Origin of the sequence: Erythrobacter mangrovi (assembly GCF_013260645.1) — a bacterium.
Taxonomy (GTDB): domain Bacteria; phylum Pseudomonadota; class Alphaproteobacteria; order Sphingomonadales; family Sphingomonadaceae; genus Qipengyuania; species Qipengyuania mangrovi.
In genome coordinates this window covers 175,565-194,012 of the sequence record NZ_CP053921.1, presented here as the reverse complement: position 1 = coordinate 194,012, position 18,448 = coordinate 175,565, and the positions used below count along the sequence as shown (strand labels likewise).

Annotated in this window: 19 protein-coding genes; 7 read left to right on the top strand and 12 right to left on the bottom strand. The window is 63.4% G+C overall.

Going from position 1 to position 18,448, the window contains the following annotated elements; translation table 11 throughout:
* Position 1 precedes the first annotated feature (1 nt).
* The 7 genes from HQR01_RS01005 to HQR01_RS00975 all read right to left on the bottom strand — a co-directional run bounded on the left by HQR01_RS01005 (position 2) and on the right by HQR01_RS00975 (position 5,271).
* Positions 2-808 carry a TrmH family RNA methyltransferase gene (locus tag HQR01_RS01005; RefSeq protein ID WP_173211948.1) on the bottom strand — a complete coding sequence of 269 codons (807 nt, stop codon included), beginning with the start codon at positions 806-808 and terminating at the stop codon, positions 2-4.
* Between the two features lie 3 nt (positions 809-811).
* A complete protein-coding gene (locus tag HQR01_RS01000) occupies positions 812-1,090 on the bottom strand; it encodes an HPr family phosphocarrier protein (protein WP_173211947.1) in 279 nt (92 codons plus the stop codon).
* Positions 1,087-1,512 carry a PTS sugar transporter subunit IIA gene (locus HQR01_RS00995; protein ID WP_173211946.1) on the bottom strand — a complete coding sequence of 142 codons (426 nt, stop codon included), beginning with the start codon at positions 1,510-1,512 and terminating at the stop codon, positions 1,087-1,089. The genes HQR01_RS01000 and HQR01_RS00995 overlap by 4 nt, the downstream gene beginning before the upstream one ends.
* A gap of 70 nt (positions 1,513-1,582) precedes the next feature.
* Positions 1,583-2,485 carry an RNase adapter RapZ gene (gene rapZ / locus HQR01_RS00990; RefSeq protein ID WP_173211945.1) on the bottom strand — a complete coding sequence of 301 codons (903 nt, stop codon included), beginning with the start codon at positions 2,483-2,485 and terminating at the stop codon, positions 1,583-1,585.
* Positions 2,478-2,942, bottom strand: coding sequence for an HPr kinase/phosphorylase (locus tag HQR01_RS00985; protein WP_173211944.1), 465 nt, complete (start codon positions 2,940-2,942; stop codon positions 2,478-2,480). The genes rapZ and HQR01_RS00985 overlap by 8 nt, the downstream gene beginning before the upstream one ends.
* Positions 2,939-4,504, bottom strand: a complete 1,566-nt coding sequence (locus tag HQR01_RS00980) for a sensor histidine kinase (protein WP_173211943.1) — start codon at positions 4,502-4,504, stop codon at positions 2,939-2,941. The genes HQR01_RS00985 and HQR01_RS00980 overlap by 4 nt, the downstream gene beginning before the upstream one ends.
* 11 nt (positions 4,505-4,515) lie before the next feature.
* Positions 4,516-5,271, bottom strand: coding sequence for a response regulator transcription factor (locus HQR01_RS00975; protein ID WP_173211942.1), 756 nt, complete (start codon positions 5,269-5,271; stop codon positions 4,516-4,518).
* A 182-nt stretch (positions 5,272-5,453) separates the two neighbouring features.
* On the opposite strand from HQR01_RS00975, the gene HQR01_RS00970 reads away from it, so the two are divergent.
* Together HQR01_RS00970 and HQR01_RS00965 are read left to right on the top strand one after the other, a co-directional pair.
* Positions 5,454-7,043, top strand: coding sequence for a phosphoenolpyruvate carboxykinase (locus HQR01_RS00970; protein WP_173211941.1), 1,590 nt, complete (start codon positions 5,454-5,456; stop codon positions 7,041-7,043).
* Between the two features lie 137 nt (positions 7,044-7,180).
* Positions 7,181-7,543, top strand: coding sequence for a hypothetical protein (locus tag HQR01_RS00965; protein ID WP_173211940.1), 363 nt, complete (start codon positions 7,181-7,183; stop codon positions 7,541-7,543).
* Positions 7,544-7,552: 9 nt separating this feature from the next.
* Here the strand turns inward: HQR01_RS00965 and HQR01_RS00960 are convergent, their stop codons facing one another.
* A complete protein-coding gene (locus HQR01_RS00960; protein WP_173211939.1) occupies positions 7,553-9,067 on the bottom strand; it encodes a DUF1570 domain-containing protein in 1,515 nt (504 codons plus the stop codon).
* 114 nt (positions 9,068-9,181) lie between these two features.
* Positions 9,182-11,035, bottom strand: coding sequence for a DUF885 domain-containing protein (locus HQR01_RS00955; protein WP_173211938.1), 1,854 nt, complete (start codon positions 11,033-11,035; stop codon positions 9,182-9,184).
* An 85-nt stretch (positions 11,036-11,120) separates the two neighbouring features.
* On the opposite strand from HQR01_RS00955, the gene HQR01_RS00950 reads away from it, so the two are divergent.
* A complete protein-coding gene (locus HQR01_RS00950) occupies positions 11,121-11,330 on the top strand; it encodes a hypothetical protein (RefSeq protein WP_173211937.1) in 210 nt (69 codons plus the stop codon).
* Positions 11,331-11,337: 7 nt separating this feature from the next.
* On the opposite strand, the gene HQR01_RS00945 is transcribed toward HQR01_RS00950, so the two are convergent.
* The gene (locus HQR01_RS00945) at positions 11,338-12,003 is read right to left on the bottom strand and encodes a TonB family protein (protein ID WP_173211936.1); all 666 of its coding nucleotides are present in this window, start codon (positions 12,001-12,003) and stop codon (positions 11,338-11,340) included.
* Between the two features lie 268 nt (positions 12,004-12,271).
* Positions 12,272-12,928 carry an alpha/beta hydrolase gene (locus HQR01_RS00940; protein ID WP_173211935.1) on the bottom strand — a complete coding sequence of 219 codons (657 nt, stop codon included), beginning with the start codon at positions 12,926-12,928 and terminating at the stop codon, positions 12,272-12,274.
* Positions 12,929-13,040: 112 nt separating this feature from the next.
* Between HQR01_RS00940 and HQR01_RS00935 the strand changes: the two genes are divergently transcribed.
* From HQR01_RS00935 to HQR01_RS00920, 4 genes are all read left to right on the top strand, one after another.
* Entirely contained in the window at positions 13,041-14,102 is a 1,062-nt protein-coding gene (locus HQR01_RS00935) for a cysteine desulfurase family protein (RefSeq protein ID WP_173216030.1), read from the top strand.
* Complete coding sequence (locus HQR01_RS00930) at positions 14,099-15,175, top strand: cysteine desulfurase family protein (protein ID WP_173211934.1); 1,077 nt, start codon at positions 14,099-14,101, stop codon at positions 15,173-15,175. Before HQR01_RS00935 ends, HQR01_RS00930 begins: the two co-directional genes overlap by 4 nt.
* Entirely contained in the window at positions 15,172-15,498 is a 327-nt protein-coding gene (locus tag HQR01_RS00925; RefSeq protein ID WP_173211933.1) for a 2Fe-2S iron-sulfur cluster-binding protein, read from the top strand. Before HQR01_RS00930 ends, HQR01_RS00925 begins: the two co-directional genes overlap by 4 nt.
* 101 nt (positions 15,499-15,599) lie before the next feature.
* Positions 15,600-17,453: a DUF885 domain-containing protein gene (locus HQR01_RS00920; RefSeq protein ID WP_173211932.1), complete on the top strand. Its 1,854-nt coding sequence runs from the start codon at positions 15,600-15,602 to the stop codon at positions 17,451-17,453.
* Between the two features lie 57 nt (positions 17,454-17,510).
* Here HQR01_RS00920 and HQR01_RS00915 read toward each other — a convergent pair whose 3' ends face one another.
* Positions 17,511-18,434: a GlxA family transcriptional regulator gene (locus HQR01_RS00915; RefSeq protein ID WP_173211931.1), complete on the bottom strand. Its 924-nt coding sequence runs from the start codon at positions 18,432-18,434 to the stop codon at positions 17,511-17,513.
* Between the last annotated feature and the right edge of the window lie 14 nt (positions 18,435-18,448).

The window sequence follows — 18,448 nt, the reverse complement described above, 5'->3', positions numbered from 1 at the left end:
ATCAGCGATCCAGGCTGTTCAGAACCTCGTACCCCAGGACCGCCGCTGCCACCGCGGCGTTGAGGCTGTCTGCGCGGCCTTTCATCGGCATGGTGACGCGCAGGTCGCAAGCCAGCTCATATTCTTCGGGCAGGCCGCGGCTTTCATTGCCGACCATGACAAAGCAGGGCGCGGCATAGGGTGCGCCGCGGTAGGGTTGGGCATCGCGCAGGCTCGCCGCGACAAGCTGGCCGGGACCGCTGCGGAGCCAGGGCTCGAAGTCCTCCCACCGCGCCTGGGCGAGTTTCTGGGTGAAGATGGCACCCATGCTGGCGCGCACGGCCTCGACGCTGAAAGGATCGGCGCAGTCGTCGATCAAGATCAGCCCGCCCGCACCGATCGCGTCGCCGGTGCGCAGCATGGTGCCGAGATTGCCCGGATCGCGCAGCGCCTGCGCGACCAGCCAGATATCGGCGCTGGTTCGGTCAAGCGCGGCGAGCGAGGTGTCGAATTCGGCAAATACGCCGGCGACAGCCTGCGGATTGTCCTTGCCGGTGATCTTGGCGAGGATGTCGGGCGAAGTCTCGATCACCTCGCCGCCCGCGGTATCGACCGCCGCCTCGAGCTCCGCCAGCAGGGGGTGCGGATCGCGGCTGGTGGCCAGCACCAGCACTTCGGGCACATGCCCGCATTCGCGCGCATCGGTGAGCAGCCGCAAGCCTTCGGCGAGGAAGCGCTTGGCAGCCTTGCGATGCTTCTTCTCGCGCAGGGCGCGCAGCGCCTTGACCGTGGGATTGGAAAAGCCGGTAATCTCGCGGCGGGCCGCCATGGTTCAGGGCTCCCCGAAGCCGTCCTCGATCATCGCGGCGAGCCCGGCCATGGCCGCTTCGCCATCGGTTCCGCTGATGATCAGTTCGATCTCGTCGCCCTTGGCCGCGCCCAGCATCATCAGGCCGAGGATGGAGCCACCCGCCGCTTCGCTGCCGTCCTTGGCTACACGCACGGTGCAGCCATCGGGCAGTTCGGCCACGGCATTGACGAATTTCGCGCTGGCCCGCGCGTGCAGGCCGCGCTGATTGACCACAATGAAGGTCCGCCGCAGTTCGCTCAAGAGGCCTTCCGCGCGGTTTCGAGGTCCTGGCCGAGGAACTCGCTGGCGACGGTGATATAGTTGCGCCCGGCGGTTTGCGCAGCGTGGACCGCATCGACCACATTCATGCTCTTGCGCGCGCCGGCGAGGCGGATGAGCATCGGCAGGTTGATCCCCGCGATCACTTCGATGCGACCGGCGTCGAGCAGCGAGATGGCAAGGTTGGACGGGGTGCCGCCGAACAGGTCGGTCAGGATGATCGCACCGTCGCCAGTGTCGACGGCCTTGATCGCATCGGCAATATCCTGGCGCCGCTGCTCCATGTCGTCGTTCGGGCCGATACAGATCGTGGCGACGCCGTCCTGCTTGCCGACCACATGCTCCATCGCGTCGATGAAGTGCTCTGCGAGCATGCCGTGGGTGACGAGGATCATGCCTATCATGCGTGACGTATCCGAATTGCGACCTTGAAAGGACTCGTGCCGGGCTCTCAACCACCAACCAGCGTGGGAATCAACGTCGTTCGAGCGGAACCGCGGGACGACTTCCCAGATTGCGATGGATTACCGTGGGCGAAAAGCCCGCTTCGCGCAAGACCTCGGCCGCGCGTTCCGCACTGTAGACTGAACGGTGTCTCCCCCCGGTACAGCCGAAGGCGATGTTCAAATAGCTGCGTCCCTGGGCCGCATAATGCGGCAGCAGCTCGCGCAGAAGATCGGCGATCCGCGCGAATGCGGGGGCAAAGGCGGGATCAGCGGCGATGTGTTCGCCGACAGCGCGATCGAGTCCGGTCTTCTCGCGCAGCTCCTCGACCCAATGCGGGTTGTCGAGGAAGCGCATATCGAACATCAGGTCGGCCAGCGGCGGCGTTCCGCGGGCGAAACCGAAGCTGGACACCGTCACCGTCATCTCGCGCTCAGTGCTGTCGGCAAAGGTTTCCCGCACCACCTGCTGTAATTGGTTGGTGGCGAAATCGGAAGTGTCGACGACAATTTCCGCCCAGCGCCGCAGCGGTTCGAGCAGCTCGCGTTCGGCCTTTATCCCGTCGAGGACCGGGCGACCGCGTGCCATCGGATGCGGGCGACGCGTTTCGTTGTAGCGCCGCTCGATCTCGCTGCTGGCACAGTCGATGAACATGGTCGTCAGTTCGAGATCGGGGCGGGCGGAGAGCTGCTTGCACAGTTCGATGATCTCGCGCGGGACGAAGCCGCGTGTTCGCGAATCGAAGCCGATGGCCAGCGGGCCGCTCGGCATGTCGCCCGCCATGAGGCCGCCGAGCAGGCGAATGGGGAAATTGTCGATCGCCTCCCAGCCGATATCCTCGAGCACCTGCAGTGCAGTCGACTTGCCCGCACCCGAGAGGCCGGTGACGAGCAAAATGCGCTGCGGCGCGGGAAGGGACGAATTGTCAGCCATCGTGCTCCCTTGTCGCGCTGCTGGTCCGATTGGGGAAGGGCAGTCCGTGTTGTGCCAGCGCATATTCGGCACGCAGGGCCTGGACCGCATCGCCGGGAGCGAACGTCAGTAATGGGATCGTGGTACCGAGCAGCACGCGCTGGCCGAGTTCGAGCGGGAAACGCGCGGCTGCCGGGTCGAGCGATAGCACCAGCGCGACCTGTGCCTCGACCGTGGGTAGTTCGACGATGCCCACATTGCGGATTTCGATCATGCCTGCCGTGTTGGGAGGCGGCTCTGCGATGATCTGGCCCGATCGTTCCGAAATCGTCACCGCATCGTCACCGATGAGGCTCGCGCCGCGATCGATCAAGGCAAGGGCGAGCGAAGACTTGCCGCTGCCCGGAGCGCCCTCGATCAGCAGTGCCCGCCCGTCGATGGCGACGCCGCTGACATTGGGGAGGACCTGCGAGTTCATCGTTTCGCCGGCAGGCCAAAAATGAGGCAGGCGCCGCGCTTGCCATCCTCTCGCGCCGTCGCGACCAGTGTTCCGTCGTGTGCTTCGGCGATCGTCCGCGCGATCGCGAGGCCGAGTCCGGAATGCTTGCCGAAGTCTTCGCCCTCCGGCCGGTCGGAATGGAACCGCTGGAACACCGCTTCGCGCTTCTCCTCGGGGATGCCCGGGCCTTCGTCGCAAATCGTCAGCGATACCCAGCTATCCTGTCGCTCGAGGTTCACCGCAATGCTCCCGCTTGACGGAGAGAAGGAAACGGCATTGTCCAACAGGTTCTCGATCACCCGTTCGATACGAACCGGTACGCCCATCACGACGACCGGCGCGCCGCTGATTGTCAGGTCGATCGTGCGACCGTCATTCTCTTCGCGCGCCTCGCGGCTGGCGACGATGTTCGCGAGCAATTGTGCGATATCGACCGGCTCGAATTCAGCGCGCGAAAGCTCTGCGTCGATCCTGCTTGCGTCGGAGATTTCGGTCACGAGGCGGTCGATCCGCTGTACGTCATGCGTCGCGATATCGAGCAACTGCGCCCGCAGTGCCGGGTCCTCGACCCTTGCGAGTGACTCGGTCGCGCTGCGCAATGAAGCGAGCGGATTCTTGATTTCATGGGCAACGTCAGCCGCGAAACTCTCCACCGCGTCGATCCGCTGGCGCAGTGCCAGCGACATGTCCGAAACCGCGCGTGCCAGCATGCCGATCTCGTCGCGTCGCTCGGGCAGGCGCGGGACTTCGACCAGCCGATCGCGACCTTGCCGCACTCGAACCGCGGCCTGGACCAGCTCGCGTAAAGGGCGCACGATGGTGCGGGCGAGGAACAGCGACAGCATAGTCGATACCAGCAGCGCCAGCAGCACCGCCACCAGCACTGTCGACCGCGCTTCGCGCACACTCTCGGTAATGTCGACCGGATTGCGGGTCAGCAGCAAGGTGTCCCCGTCAAGACCGACCGGGGCGGCGGCGTTGATCACATGGGTGCCGTCGGCTGCATCGCGCAGGACGATCTGTGTCAGGCTCTCCTCGCGGGCGCGCTTGAGCTCGGGCCAGTCCTCGACGTCGTCGGTCTCCGGCTCCCTGTAATCCGGCAGTGCGGGTGCGCCGACGACGCGATCGAACCAGCGATCGACCCGCAAGGCGAAGGCGTTCTGGTCGACTTCCGCCGGGTCGGGCAGGGTGAAGCTGGGCGGAGCCAGGGCGAAACTGTCGGACTCGAGCTTGCCGTCGGGGCCGTAGACGCGCAACCGCAGCCGTTGTTCCTTGCCGATCTGGATCAGCAGCGCATCCTGGCGGCGTGGGGTCGCGCCGGCCAGCGCCTCGGCGGTGATCTGCGCTTCGACCAGCGCCAGCTTGAAGCGTTCGTCGAGCAGCTGCTTGCGATAGGCGTCGACATAGATGACGCCGCCGCCCAGCAGCACCAGCGGGAGGACGTTGACGAAGAGAATGCGGCTGGTGAGCGACAGCCTTCGCGACCAGCGCAGCTTGTCCAACCGTGGGTCGCCCTTAAGGACGCTGCCGATCTCTGTCATAGCGGCGCCCGTCAGCCGTCGCTGAAGCTGTAGCCGGCACCGTACAGCGTCTCGATCGCGGAAAACTGCTGATCGACGCTGCGGAACTTGCGGCGCATGCGCTTGATGTGGGAATCGACGGTGCGATCATCGACGAAGACATCGTCGGGATAGGCCGCGTCCATCAGCTGGTTGCGACTCTTGATCACACCAGGCCTGGCGGCGAGCGCTTCGAGCAGGAGAAACTCGGTCACCGTTAGTGAGACTGGCTTGCCGTCCCAGGTCACGTGGTGGCGTGCCGGGTCCATCAACAGGCGACCGCGTTCGATCGCTTCGCCTGCGGGACCGTCGAAGGCGTCGGTCATCAGCAGTGGCCGCGCCGCGTTGCTGCGGCGCAGGATTGCGCGAATGCGTGCCAACAGCAGCCGCAGGCTGAATGGCTTGGCTATATAGTCGTCCGCGCCCATCTCAAGCCCAGCCTGCTCGTCCGCCTCATCGTCCTTGCTGGTCAGGAAGATCACTGGCAGCGGCGATTGCTGGCGCAGGCGGCGAAGCAGCTCCATCCCGTCCATCTTGGGCATTTTGATATCGAAGATGGCGAGGTCCGGCGGATTGGCCAGCAAGGCTGCAAGCGCAGTCTCGCCGTCGGAATAGAGCCGCGTGGCGAAGCCCTCTGCCTGCAGGGCGATCGAGACGGTTGTGAGGATGTTGCGATCGTCGTCGACCAGAGCGATTATCCGCTGGTCGGGATCTTGTGGGTTGGCGCCGAGTATCGCGTCGGTGGTCATGATAGGGTGACTAGTGCGTTTGGCGCGGCAAAACAACGCGGGCTGTATGTCCCGATAGGACAAGTGATGCCTTCGCCATTTGACCTCTGAGCGACGCGGGACTATGCGCAGATCATCGTCGCGCGCATTCGTATGCGAGGCCGACTCCATTACAGTAACGCATTGGCGCACTGGAGATTTTGGTGACTTTTCCGCTTTCCTTTCCGCTGTCCAGCCAGGGCATCGAAACCGCTGCAACCATTCACCCGAACCTCGATTCGGCCGAACTGACCGCAGCGGCTCTCGCACGTGGCGAAGGACGGAGAGCCAAGGACGGCCCGCTGGTTGTGGAAACAGGTAAGCACACCGGGCGTAGCGCGAAGGACAAGTTCATCGTTCGCGACGCCGAGACCGAGAACACGGTTTGGTGGGACAACAACGCCTCGATGACGCCGGAGCACTTCGCTGCGCTCAAGGCCGACTTCGTGGCCGCGCTCAAGGACAAGGGCGATCTCTACGTCGCAGACCTGTTCGGTGGTTCCCAGCCTGAATACCGCGTCAACGTCCGCGTCATCAACGAATTGGCGTGGCACAACCAGTTCATCCGCACCTTGCTGGTTCGCCCCACCGAGGCTGAACTCGAAGGCTTCGTGCCGGAATACACGATCATTGACCTGCCAAGCTTCCGGGCCGATCCGGCGCGCCACGGCACCCGCAGCGAAACGGTGATCGCGGTCAACCTGTCCGAGAAGCTCGTGCTGATCGGCGGCACCAAATACGCAGGCGAGATGAAGAAGAGCGTCTTCGGCATCCTCAACTACCTGCTCCCGACCAAGGGCGTCATGCCGATGCACTGCTCGGCGAATGTCGGTCCTGACGGCAAGACCGCCGTGTTCTTTGGCCTGTCGGGCACTGGCAAGACCACGCTGTCCGCCGATGCCAGCCGCACGCTGATCGGTGACGACGAGCATGGCTGGTCGGATACCGCCGTCTTCAATTTCGAAGGCGGTTGCTATGCCAAGATGATCCGCCTCTCGCCCGAGGCAGAGCCTGAGATTTACGCCACCACCAAGATGGAAGACACGGTGCTCGAAAACGTCGTGATGAACGACGCGGGCGAGATCGACCTTGACGACAACAGTCTGGCTGAGAACACCCGCGGCGCCTATCCGCTCAGTTCGATCCCGAACACTTCGGCCGAGAATATGGGCCCGCCGCCGTCGAACGTGATCATGCTCACGGCCGATGCCTTCGGCGTGCTGCCGCCGATCGCGCGACTGACACCCGACCAGGCGATGTATTACTTCCTGTCGGGCTACACCGCCAAGGTCGCGGGAACCGAAATCGGGGTGACCGAGCCCGAAGCCACCTTCAGCACCTGCTTTGGTGCTCCTTTCATGCCACGCCACCCCAGCGTCTACGGCAACCTCCTCAAGGAGCGTATTGCCAAGGGCGAAGTGCAGTGCTGGCTGGTCAACACCGGCTGGACCGGTGGCAAGTACGGCACCGGCAGCCGCATGCCGATCAAGGCCACCCGCGCGCTGCTCAACGCTGCCCTCGATGGTTCGCTCAACAGCGCCGAATTCCGCAAGGATGCCAATTTCGGCTTCGAAGTCCCGATCAGCGTCCCGGGGGTCGACAGCACGATCCTCGACCCGCGCACGACTTGGGCCGACAAGGACGAGTACGACCGCACCGCGCAGAAGCTGGTGCAGCTCTTTGCCGACAATTTTGAACCTTTCGCGGCCCATGTGGACCAGGGCGTCCGCGACGCGGCACCTATCGCCGCTTGAACCCTTTCGCTCCTTGAACCGGAGCACACGAGTTGGAGAGGAGAGCCCCCGGCCGGGAAACCGGACCGGGGGCCATCTTTTCGTCATCTTGATGGTCTTAAAGGGCTGTGGCTCCCCCGACCGCAAGGAGATTGCAAATGAGTCTCTTCGATAGCGTACTCAAGAAGATTGCCGGCTCACCCGACGACGTCGCCAACCTCGCGGCCAAGGTGGGGATCAATCCGGGAATCGCGGAAAAGGCGATCGCCGCGCTCAGCCAATCGCATCAGATGCACGGTGACACGGTCGAACTGGCCGCGGCCAAGACCGGGCTCGACACGGGGACACTCAATCAGATCGTCGAACAGATAGGCGGCGAAGGATCACTGATGGAATTCGCCAACACGCTGAAGGACCATCCGCAAGCTGCCGGTATCCTGAAATCGCTCGATCGCGACGGCGATGGCAACCCACTCAACGACATAGCCGACATGGCCAGCGGGCTATTCGGCAAGAAATAGCGCGTTGGCTCAATCTTGGCTGAGGGGCCCACTGCCAATGACGATATCCTCGACCTCGATATCGCGGCTTGGGCGCCACGGTGTGCCTTCGGCCACGCTTTCCATTGCCTGGCGGTAACGCTTCGCCCGGCTGGCGAAACTACCGCCGTGGGGGCTGGCAGCAACCGGAGCCATGGTAAACCTTGCTAGTTCAATCTTGCCTTCGCTCGCCTGCAGCAACGCAAGGTTCATCGCCAGCCCTTGGTCGAATGGGGCAAGTTCGGATGCCCGCTCTAGAGCATGCCGCGCAGTCTCGTTGGGCTCGACCCCACGCTCCAGAAAGCTGAAATAGTAGTACATCAAGGGCAGAGGATGGTCAGGTTCTAACTTGTTGAGAGCAGAGAACGGTTGCATCGCTGCCTTGTAAGCGGTGTCTTTGTCCTGTGCGTCTTCGGCCAAGGCAAAGAGGGCCAGGGCCTTCTGCCGGTAGGCGTTCTTGACGGCAGGATCGATGGCGATCGCCCGGTCTGCCGCTGAAACGGCCTGGGCGTGGTGCCCTGCATCATGCTCGGCTTCCGCAAGCGCGGAGAGCACTGCCGCGTCATCCGGGTATCTTTCGGCTACCGCCTGGACTTCAGGTAGCAGTTCAAGTGCCTGTTCGCGCGTCACCCCGCGCTGCGACCGGATCCGCAGTGGCATTACGGCTGCTTCTCCCTCTCGTAAGGGACGAATGGCGATGTCGCCGATGGGAAGCCTGCTTGGACCCAAGTTCCAAACCGACAGGCTTCGCCGATCCAGGTAGCGATCGAGGTCCTTCTGCAGAACACCAAGGTCGCCAAATACCTTTGCTGCCGCGGACTGAGCGCTCGCACCGGAGCCTATGGCAAGCTGATATGACTCCAGCTGCCCTCTTCTGGTGTCCGAAAAGTACAGGTAGTGAAACAGCGCCCAGGCTCTGCCGTAAAAGGCATCAAATGCTTGCCCGTGTCGCTTTGCATAGAGATCGGGATCGAGCAGCTCTGCAACAGTGACGTCCTTGGCGTATGCCAGTTCGCCGGCGCGATGGTATGCGGGGCGACCAATCGAAAGGCTCCGGTCCTTCCCGAACTTCGCCGAGGCGAAGAACTCCGCAGCTCCTTCGTTGAGCCAGCGCGGCATTTCATAGCGAGTGCTCGAAAGCAGGAAATGGTGGGCGTATTCGTGCAGCAGCACGATCATGGAGAAGTTTGTTTCTCCACTCGTGAGGCTGATGTTCGGTACGAAGGCCAACGACCCACCCGCTCTCGGGATGTAGAAGCCCGCGACGTTCTTGGCATCGTCCCCCACCAGTTTTCGTACTTTGCTCCCGTTCCCGACCACAAAAATTGTGACGCGATTGGACGGGCTGGGAACTTCTGCCTCGCGGGACAGCAGGAAGGTCAGGGCCGAGTGATACCGCTCTAGCGCTTCAGAAAATTTCTGGACATCCTGCCAGCGGTCGTCCGCGTATACAACGAAATGATCGGACTGTGCCTCATACCAATCGGCCTGGGCGGGTGTCGCCAAGAATAAAGCTGCCAGGAACGGTAGTGTAAAGCGCATGAATACAACCCCCAAACATCGCTAATATGGGAGATATTGCAGGCAAATTACACGATGGCCAGTACTGCTTGAGTTTTTCTAGGCCTTCGTTCGCGCGATATAGCGTTCGACGTTCTTCGCCATGACATCGAGCGGGGCGTTGCCACCGAGGATAACCGCGTCATCGAAATCGCGCAGGTCGTAGGCGTTGCCAAGCGCAGCCTGCGCTCGTGTGCGTTGGCGGACGATTTCCGAATGTCCGATCTTGTAGCCACAGGCCTGGCCGGGCCAGCTGCAGTAACGATCGACTTCACTTGCCACTTCCTCAGGCTTTGAACCGTTGCGTTCGACGAAGAAAGCGCGGCCCTGTTCGCGGCTCCAGCGTTTGTGGTGGAGCCCGGTGTCGACCACCAGTCGGCAGGCGCGGAAGGCGAGGCTTTGCAGGTAGCCGAGGCGGCCAACCTTGAACTCGTCATAGGCGCCAAGTTCGTCGGCAAGTTGTTCCGCATAGAGCGCCCAGCCCTCGCTGAAGGCGTTGAAGGCGAGGATAGAGCGGATCAGCGGCAGCCGGTTCGAGAATTCGCCCTCCCACACATGACCCGGGATGGTTTCGTGGAAGGCCAGATCGGGCAGGTCGTACTTGCGGTGCAGGTCGGTGGTCCGCAAGTTGATCCACATGCGGCCGGGGATCTTGCCGTCCTTGCTGCCCGCCCCGCCATAGGCACCGGGTGCGCCGGGTTCCTCCTCGGGTGGCAGGCGGCGGATCTCCATGTTGGGATCGACCAGCGTGCGGAAGGCGCGCGGCATCTGTGCCTTGATCCAGTCCACCTTGTCCTGGAGGTAGGCCATGATCTCTGCGCGGCCCGGATCGCCCTCGGGGAACTTGTAGCGCGGGTCTTCGGCTAGCTTCTGCATCCGCTCGCCAACCGAACCGGAGGTATAGCCAATCTCGCGCAGGATCGGGTCCATGCGTCCGTGAAGCTCGTCCAGCTCGCGCAGGCCGATCTCGTGGATTTCATCGGGACTCAGAGTGGTGGTCGTGGCGGCGCGCAGAGCCCAGGCATAGTATTCTTCGCCCTTGGGTTGGCTCCACATGCCGGGATCGTTGTCGGCGATCGCGCGCTGCATCTGGAGTTCCGCCAGTTGCGCTTCCAGGGCCTGGGCGATTGGGCCAGTCTCGAGCGTCCTGGCGCGGTTGGCGTGGCTTTCGGGCATGTCCTTGGCGATCAACCTCGCACGCAGGGGATCGGCGAAGAGTTCACCCTTCATCGCCCGGGCCAGGGTGCCTTTGAGCTGATCGATCGCCTTGTCCAGCAGGAAGGCCGGCGGGACCATGTCCATCCCGCGAGCCGCTTCGCATCGCTCGCGTTCGCCGGCGAAGGCGGCGGGCATGGCTTCCATCCGGGCGATGAAGGCATCGGCGTCATCGCCATTTTCGACTGGATGGGTCGAATCCATGAAGCGCGGCAGATCGAGATAGCCCCCAACGTTCTGGATCACGCAATAGGGGGTATTGCGCCAGCTTCCCACGGCGACGTCGCCGTAAGGTTGGGCAAATCCATCGAGTGCCGTGGCGTAGCCGCTCTCAACCACCTCGAGGTTGGTGATCGTATCGGCATCGAGCCCTTCGCGCGGATAGGCCCGCACGCGTTCGAGATCCTGCCGCAACGTCGCGGCGTAGGCGTCCTGTCCCGCCTGGGTCTGGTCCTCCAGAACGTAGCGCAGGCCCGCAAAGCGGCCAGTGTCGACCCCCAGGCTGGTGGCGCGGTCGGGTTCGTGCGCGAGGAGGTTGTAGCCGACGACTTCGAGCAGTCGCTCGGCGCCGATCTGCGAGGCCCGGACGACGCCCTCGGGCCGGGGGCCGGACGCACACCCGCCGAGCGTAAGTGCGGTCGTCGCGCCAAAGCCCTCAAGGAGTTGGCGGCGAGTGATTTCAAAGCTGTGCTGGATCATGGCGCGCGGTTTGCGCTGCTGTTTTGAGGCTGTCAATCGAGAGAGAGGGGCTTGCGAGGCTGGGTCGCTCGGCTATGGCGAAGAGATGCTTGACGCGGTTCTCTCGCTCCTGGTTTTGGCTGCCATTGTGCTGGTCATCGGCGCCTTCATGCTGTGGCGGCGGACAGGCAATGTGAAGAATGCACTGCTGATGGTCGTGCTGGCCGTGGTTGCGCTGGTCAACGTGATGATCTGGACGCTGCCGGACGCGGGCGGGGAGGCCCCGCTCGACAAGCTCGAGCAGGGCGCTCGCTAGATCCTGCCTAGTCCGGCAATTCCCACATGACCGATCCGGAATAGCTGCCGGCCACCGGCTGGCCGCTGGTTCCGTGCGCGGGCTCGAACTTGGCACGCTTGGCAACGAGGGTGCAGGTCGCCTCGTCGAGTTCGGCATGGCCGGTCGAGCGAGTGATCGAACAGTCCGTGACCTTGCCGTTGGCTGCGACTTGCAGCCGGAATGCAGCCAGCCCGGCCAGCTCGCGCCGTGCCCAGCTGGGCCGGTAGTCTCTATCGGTCAGCCAGCGCGAGGGATCGTTCCTGGGTCGCGCCGCCACCGGATCGAAGCCGGGCTGGGGCCTTGGTTTTGGCAGGACAATGCCCGTTCCTTGTCCAGGACTCGGTGTCGCGACGGGGATGGGGAACAGTGTGGTCTGGATTTCGGGCGGATCGACCTTGATGCTGATGGGTGGCTGCGGTGTGATGGCCTGCGGTTGCACCGGCTGCTTTGGCGTCACCTTCTCGATCGGATCTGTGGGAGGAGGGGGCGGCTCGATCGGGATATTGATACCCTGAACGACAGTAGTGATGTTGGGCAGCGAACCGGTAATGGTCAGCCCGAACACCAGCGCTGCGCCCGTCGCTGCATGGATCGCTACCACTGCCGCCATGCTGGCGGGCGAGGGCCTGCGGGACTGGTCGACATAGGACATGGGCTTGCTCCTCTTCCAAAGCGGGAGGTTGCTGATCACCTCCTCGTTTGCGCAATGTTACAACATAACATTGGTTGAGCAAGTATTTTCGAGTTCTCATTTGCCACTGAGCATGAGAGGTGAAGAACAGCAGCGATGTGCAGGACCGAAGAACACACCCCCGCGCCCGTTGGCGCTCATAGCGCAACGAACAAGCACCTTCAGGCGGGTGCAAAGTACGCTTGCTCGATCTAGCGCTCAGCCCTTGTGGACCCGAGCGCTGGGCGGATCACTTTATCGGGCAGGCCGGGTCGAGGCGGAAGTCGAGGTAGTTGTCGACTGCCGCCATGAGATCCACCTGCTCGTTCTCGAAGAAGTGGTTGGCGCGCGGGATTTCCTCATGGTGCACGGTGATGTGCTTTTGCGTGCGCAGCTTGTCGACCAGCTTGGTGACCGAATTCGGCTGCACCACCGTGTCCTGCGCGCCGTGGATGAAGATGCCGCTGGCGGGGCAGGGGGCGAGGAAAGAGAAGTCGTACATGCTGGCGGGGGCACCGATGGAGATCCAGCCGCGGATTTCCGGGCGGCGCATCAGCAACTGCATGCCGATCAGTGCGCCGAAGCTGACGCCGGCGATCCAGGTAACCTGCGCTTCGGGATGGATCTGCTGGACCCAGTCGAGAGCCGCGGCAGCATCGCTCAGCTCGCCAACGCCGTTGTCGAAACTGCCCTGGCTGCGGCCGACGCCGCGGAAATTGAAGCGCAGCGTGGCGAAGCCGCGATTGACGAAGGTCTTGTAGAGCCGCTGCGTAATCTGCTCGTTCATCGTGCCGCCGCCCTGCGGATGCGGGTGGAGGATCATCGCTACCGGCGCACGCGGGCGCGGGGCGGGGGAGAAACGGCCTTCGAGGCGGCCTTCGGGGCCGGGGAAGATGACGGTCGGCATGGGCGGATTACCTGTCGAAATGTGCGGTTTCGCGCGCCCTCGGGTGGCGCGCGGGAAGTCGCGGGCTATATAGGGACCGCAACCAAAATCGCAATCATTTCGAGCCCGTATCATCCCGGAACGCATCTACCTCGACCATGCCGCCACTTCACCGCTGCGCCCAGAGGCGCGAGCGGCGATGGAGGAGGGCTTCGGAATGTGGGCCAATCCGAGCAGTCCGCACGCCGAAGGGCGCAAGGCGCGGGAAGCTCTGGAGGCCGCACGTGAACGGGTGAAGGAGGCGCTCGGGTGGCAGGGTGAAGTCATCTTCACCTCGGGCGCGAGCGAGTCACTGGCGATGGCGCTACAGCATGGCCAAGCCGGTGCGCGATTGGTGAGTTCGGTCGAGCACGATTCCGTGATGCGGGCTGCCTCCGATGCCGAACACCTACCGGTGCGGGCCGATGGAGCGCTCGACCTCGAAACCCTCATGGAAGCGGTGCAGCGCGAGAAACCGCTCGTCACCGTGCAGCACGTGAATTCCGAGACCGGCAATCAACAGGATCTTGCTGCTATCGCCGGAATCGTGGGACAGGCCGGTGGCCTGCTGCTGGCCGATTGCGCTCAAAGCGCGGGCAAGATCGCCCTTCCTCCGTGCGACCTGGGCGTGGTCTCCGCGCACAAGTTCGGCGGGCCCATCGGTATCGGCGCGCTGCTGGTCAAGGACTATGCCATGCTCAAGCCGACCGGCGGGCAGGAACGCGGCTATCGACGCGGGACCGAGAACCTGCCTGGTGTGCTTGGCATGGCGGCGGCGCTGGAGGCCTGTGCCTCGCCCTACGTTGCACTCGAAGTGCTGGAGCCGCTCGACACCTTGGCCGAGCAATGCAGGAACCTGGGCGGTACCTGGCTGTCCGATCGCCTGTGCGATCCCACGCCCTATATCCGCGCCATCGCCATGCCTAGCACGAGCGCCACGGCCCAGGTCATGCGCTTCGATATGGCCGGGATCGCTGTGAGCCAGGGCTCGGCCTGTTCGAGCGGGACGATGAAGACCAGCCGCGTGCTCGAAGCGATGCAACTCGAACCCGATATCGCCGCGCACACGATCCGCGTCAGCGTGGGCTGGAACACCACTCGCGCCGAAGTCGAGCGGTTCTGCGAGGTCTGGCTCGAACTGGCGGGCAAGGGATGATTTATCTCGACTACCAGGCCACCACCCCGCTTGCGCCCGAGGCGCGCGAGGCGATGTTGCGTTGGCTCGGTGGGCCGGATAGCGACGGGTTCGGCAATCCCCACAGCCCGCACCGCATGGGCCGCATGGCCAAGGCCGCAATTGAAAACGCGCGAGAGAAGGTCGCGGCACTATTCCCCTCAGGCGGGCGGATTATCTTCACATCGGGCGCGACCGAGGCGATCAACCTCGCGATCAGAGGATCAGGCTCGGTCGGCTCAGTGGCGGTTTCTGCAATCGAACACGCGGCGGTACTCGATACGGCCGAGGCGCTGGGAAGCAGGCATATCCTGCCCGTCAATGGCGATGGAACTTGTCGGTCAACGAAGGAGCTGCCGTCGGACACGCGTCTGGTCTGTGTGATGCAGGTCAATAACGAGATTGGCACGATCCAGCCGGTGTCCGACTGGCAACGAAAGGCTCACGCTGCAGGCGCGCTGTTCCTCTGCGATGCGGTGCAGGCGTATGGCAAGCTGCCCGTTGCGAGCGCCGACATGATCGCGATCAGCGCGCACAAGTTCCATGGGCCCAAGGGTATCGGTGCGCTGTGGGTCCGTGATGGGATCGACCTGACCGAAGTCCAGACCGGTGGCGGGCAGGAGTTCGGCCTGCGTTCGGGGACGCTGTCCCCCGCACTTGTCGCCGGGATGGGCGCAGCCGCCGCGCTCGCCGCCGAGCGCATGGCCGACGATGCAGCACATGTCGACGCGCTGTGGTTGCGTGCACGGGAGCTTTTCGCCGACTGGACTCTCAACGGCAGTGCCGATGCCCGCTGGCACGGCAACCTCAACATTCGGCGCGACGGCCTCGATGTTGCCCGGCTGATGAGCGATTGCCGCGACGTCATGTTCTCCGCCGGATCGGCCTGTGCCAGCGGCTCGGGACGCACCAGCCACGTGCTCAAGGCAATCGGACTATCCGATGCCCAAGCCAAAAACTCGATACGTCTCGGCTTCGGGCGCTATACCACGCTTGAGCATATCGAAGAGGCAGCGCGCCTCATAAACGCGGCGGCGGAGGCACAAGGTTTGTGAAGGTCCATTTCACCACGGCTAGAGGCGAGGAAGTTACGGCGGAAGCCGAACCTGGCGACAACCTTCTGCGCGTGGCACAGGCGGTCGGCATGCCGCTGGAAGGGACCTGTGAAGGGCAAATGGCCTGTTCGACCTGCCACGTGGTGGTTGCGGCGGATTGGTTTGCGCGATTGCCCGAGGCGAGCGAAGAAGAGGAAGACATGCTCGACCTGGCTGCCGGGGTAACGCGCACCAGCCGCCTGTCCTGTCAGATCGTACTCGACGAGACGCTCGATGGGTTGGCGGTGACTATCCCGCCGGAAAGCTACGACATGCGTCGCTGACCCTCGGTCCGGTCCAGTCGGCCTTCGGTCGATTGGCCTTTGCCCCACGGGGTTGCTGGGCTAGCGAGGCCCTTCCGGTTCGCAGACCTTGGAGGGAAGTCATGCGTCTTGCTTACGCTCTGTTGCTCGCCACCGCGCCGATTGCAGTCGCCGCGCCTGTCGCCGCGCAGGATCACGCCGCTCATCACGCCGAACATCATGCAGCCAGCGAAAACAACGCCGAGCTGCGCGCCTGGTTCGAGGCGAAATACGAAGAGCAGTTGCAGACCAGCCCGCTGTCGCTGACCGGTCTTGGCCGCAAGGATCACTATGGCGAAATCGACGACTTCTCGCTTGAGGCCGCAGATCGCGACCTCGCCTGGCAGAAGGCCAGCGTCGAAGAGATGGAACGGACCTTCGACTATGCCAGCCTGAGTGCGGCCGACCAGCTGTCTTACGACATCTGGAAATACGAATATGAAAGGGCCGCCGAAGGCGCCAAGTGGCGCGACAATAACTACGTCTTCACGCAAATGCAGGGGCTGCACACGGCCCTGCCCTCGATCCTCATTTCGCAGCACGGGGTCGATACCGCGCAGGATATGCGCGATTATATCTCGCGTGTCGGCCAGATCGGCCGAGCCATCGGTCAGCTGGTCGATATCGCTGAGCCGCGCGCAGCAGCCGGCGTGCGCCCGCCCTATTTCGCCTATGACTTCGTGATCGCGGAAGCGAAGAAGTTGACGTCCGGCGCGCCGTTCGACGATGGCCCGGACAACGCGGTGTGGCAGGACGGCAAGTCAAAGATCGCCCAGCTTGTCGAAGCCGGCACGATCACGGCAGCCCAAGGCGAAGCAATGCAGGGCGAGCTCGAGACTGCGCTCAAGACCGGCTATCGATCTGGCTACGACCGTCTCGCGGCCTACATGACTGCCGATCTCCCCAATGCGCCGGAACTGGCGACCGGGGTTGGCAGCCTGCCCAATGGCAAGGAATACTACGCCTATCGTCTGGCCGCCTCGACGACGACCGATCTCACACCCGAGCAGGTGCACCAAATCGGCCTCAATGATGTGAAGCGCATCCACGCCGAGATGGAGGCGATCAAGAACAAGGTCGGTTTTGAGGGGGGCCTCAAAGCCTTCTTTGCGCACGTCAAGGACGACCCGGCGAACTATTTCCCGCAGGGCGACGATGGCGCGCAAATGTACATCGACGCCGCCAGCGCGGCGCTCGACAATATCGAATCCAAGCTGCCCGACTATTTCGGCCTGCTGCCCAAGGCCCCGCTTGAGGTCCGGCGCGTCGAGGCATTCCGCGAACAGCCGGGTGCGGCGCAACATTACCGTTCGGGTACGCCCGATGGTTCGCGTCCGGGTATCTACTACGCGCACCTGGCCGATATGAGCGCGATGCCCAAGAACATGCTCGAGGTGATTGCCTACCACGAAGGCCTGCCGGGCCATCACATGCAGATCTCGATCGCACAGGAACTGACCGGCGTCCCGACCTTCCAGACGCAGGTCGGTTACGGCGCCTTCGCCGAAGGCTGGGGACTCTATTCGGAGCGCCTGGCGAAAGAGATACCGGGCACCTACACCGACCCCTATTCGGATTTCGGTCGACTGAGTTCGGAGCTGTGGCGCGCGATCCGGCTGGTGGTCGATACCGGCCTGCATTCCAAGGGCTGGACCGAAGAGCAGGCGATTGCCTATTTTACCGAGAATTCTCCCCAGAATGCCGAGACGATCCGCAGCGAAGTGCGCCGCTACATCGTCTGGCCGGGACAGGCGACCAGCTACAAGATCGGGATGAATAAGATCCTTGAACTTCGCGCCGAGGCTGAGGCGGAACTCGGTGACAAGTTCGACATCCGCGGCTTCCATGATGCGGTACTGGGCGGTGGTTCGCTCCCACTGTCACTGCTCGAGCGGCGGGTAAGCGGCTGGATCGCGGAGACGAAGGCGAGCCACTAGCACGGAGATCGGTTCTGCGACCGGTGAACCTTCGCTCGTCCGGCCATTATGCGTGCGTCAGGTTGACAGCCTGCGGCCGTTGATGGCGCGATAGGCTCGGCGGAGATTGGCTTCGGAACCGAAGCCGGTTTGAACCGCCACCTGCTTTGGAGGGACCCCCGTCTCCAGATAGGTTCGCGCGGCCGCAACCCGCACCCGGCGTACGAAGGCCGCTGGGCTCTCGCCGGTTTCGGCGACGAATCGTCGGTAGAATGTTCGCTCGGACAGGTTTGATCTCTCGGCGAGGCGGGCGACCGACAAATCCTCTGCCAGGTTCTGCTGCATCCAATCCACGAGCTCGCTGAACTCGCCCGCCTGCGCCGCCAGGATCTCGGAGAATTGGGACTGATTGCCGCTGCGCCGGGTTTGCAGGACAAGCCGCCGCGCAATCCGCGCTGCGAGGTATCGACCGCAATCCTGCTCAACCATGGCTAGCGACATGTCGATGCCGGTTGAGACACCCGCGGAAGTCCACACGTTGCCGTCCTCGACAAACAGCGCGTCGGCATCGACTTCGAGGTCCGGGTGCTTCCGCTTGAGCTCCAGCGCAGCTTCCCAATGTGTCGTCACCTTCTTGCCTTCCAGGAGGCCCCACTTGGCGAGCAGGAACGCCCCGGTGCAGACCGATGCGATGCGTCGTGGTTGCGGTAGTGCTTTCACTGCGTCCGCCAGAGCCGGGTTGCGAACTGCCGCCGCAAGCGAGCCTGTCTCCCCTCCTGGAACGATCAAAGTATCGATCCGACGGGACTGAAATTGTTGTAGCGGGACCGGCTGCACCACCAGGGCTGCACCCAGTCGTATCCGCGCGCCCTCGATCGAGGCGATCACCACTTCATACTGCGCTGCCTCGTCCAAGGTATTTGCTTCACCAAAGACCGATGTGGGCCCGGCAACGTCGAGGATCTGGGCGCCATCGTAGGCTAGTATCACGATCGTTCGCATGAGAGTCCTTGGCA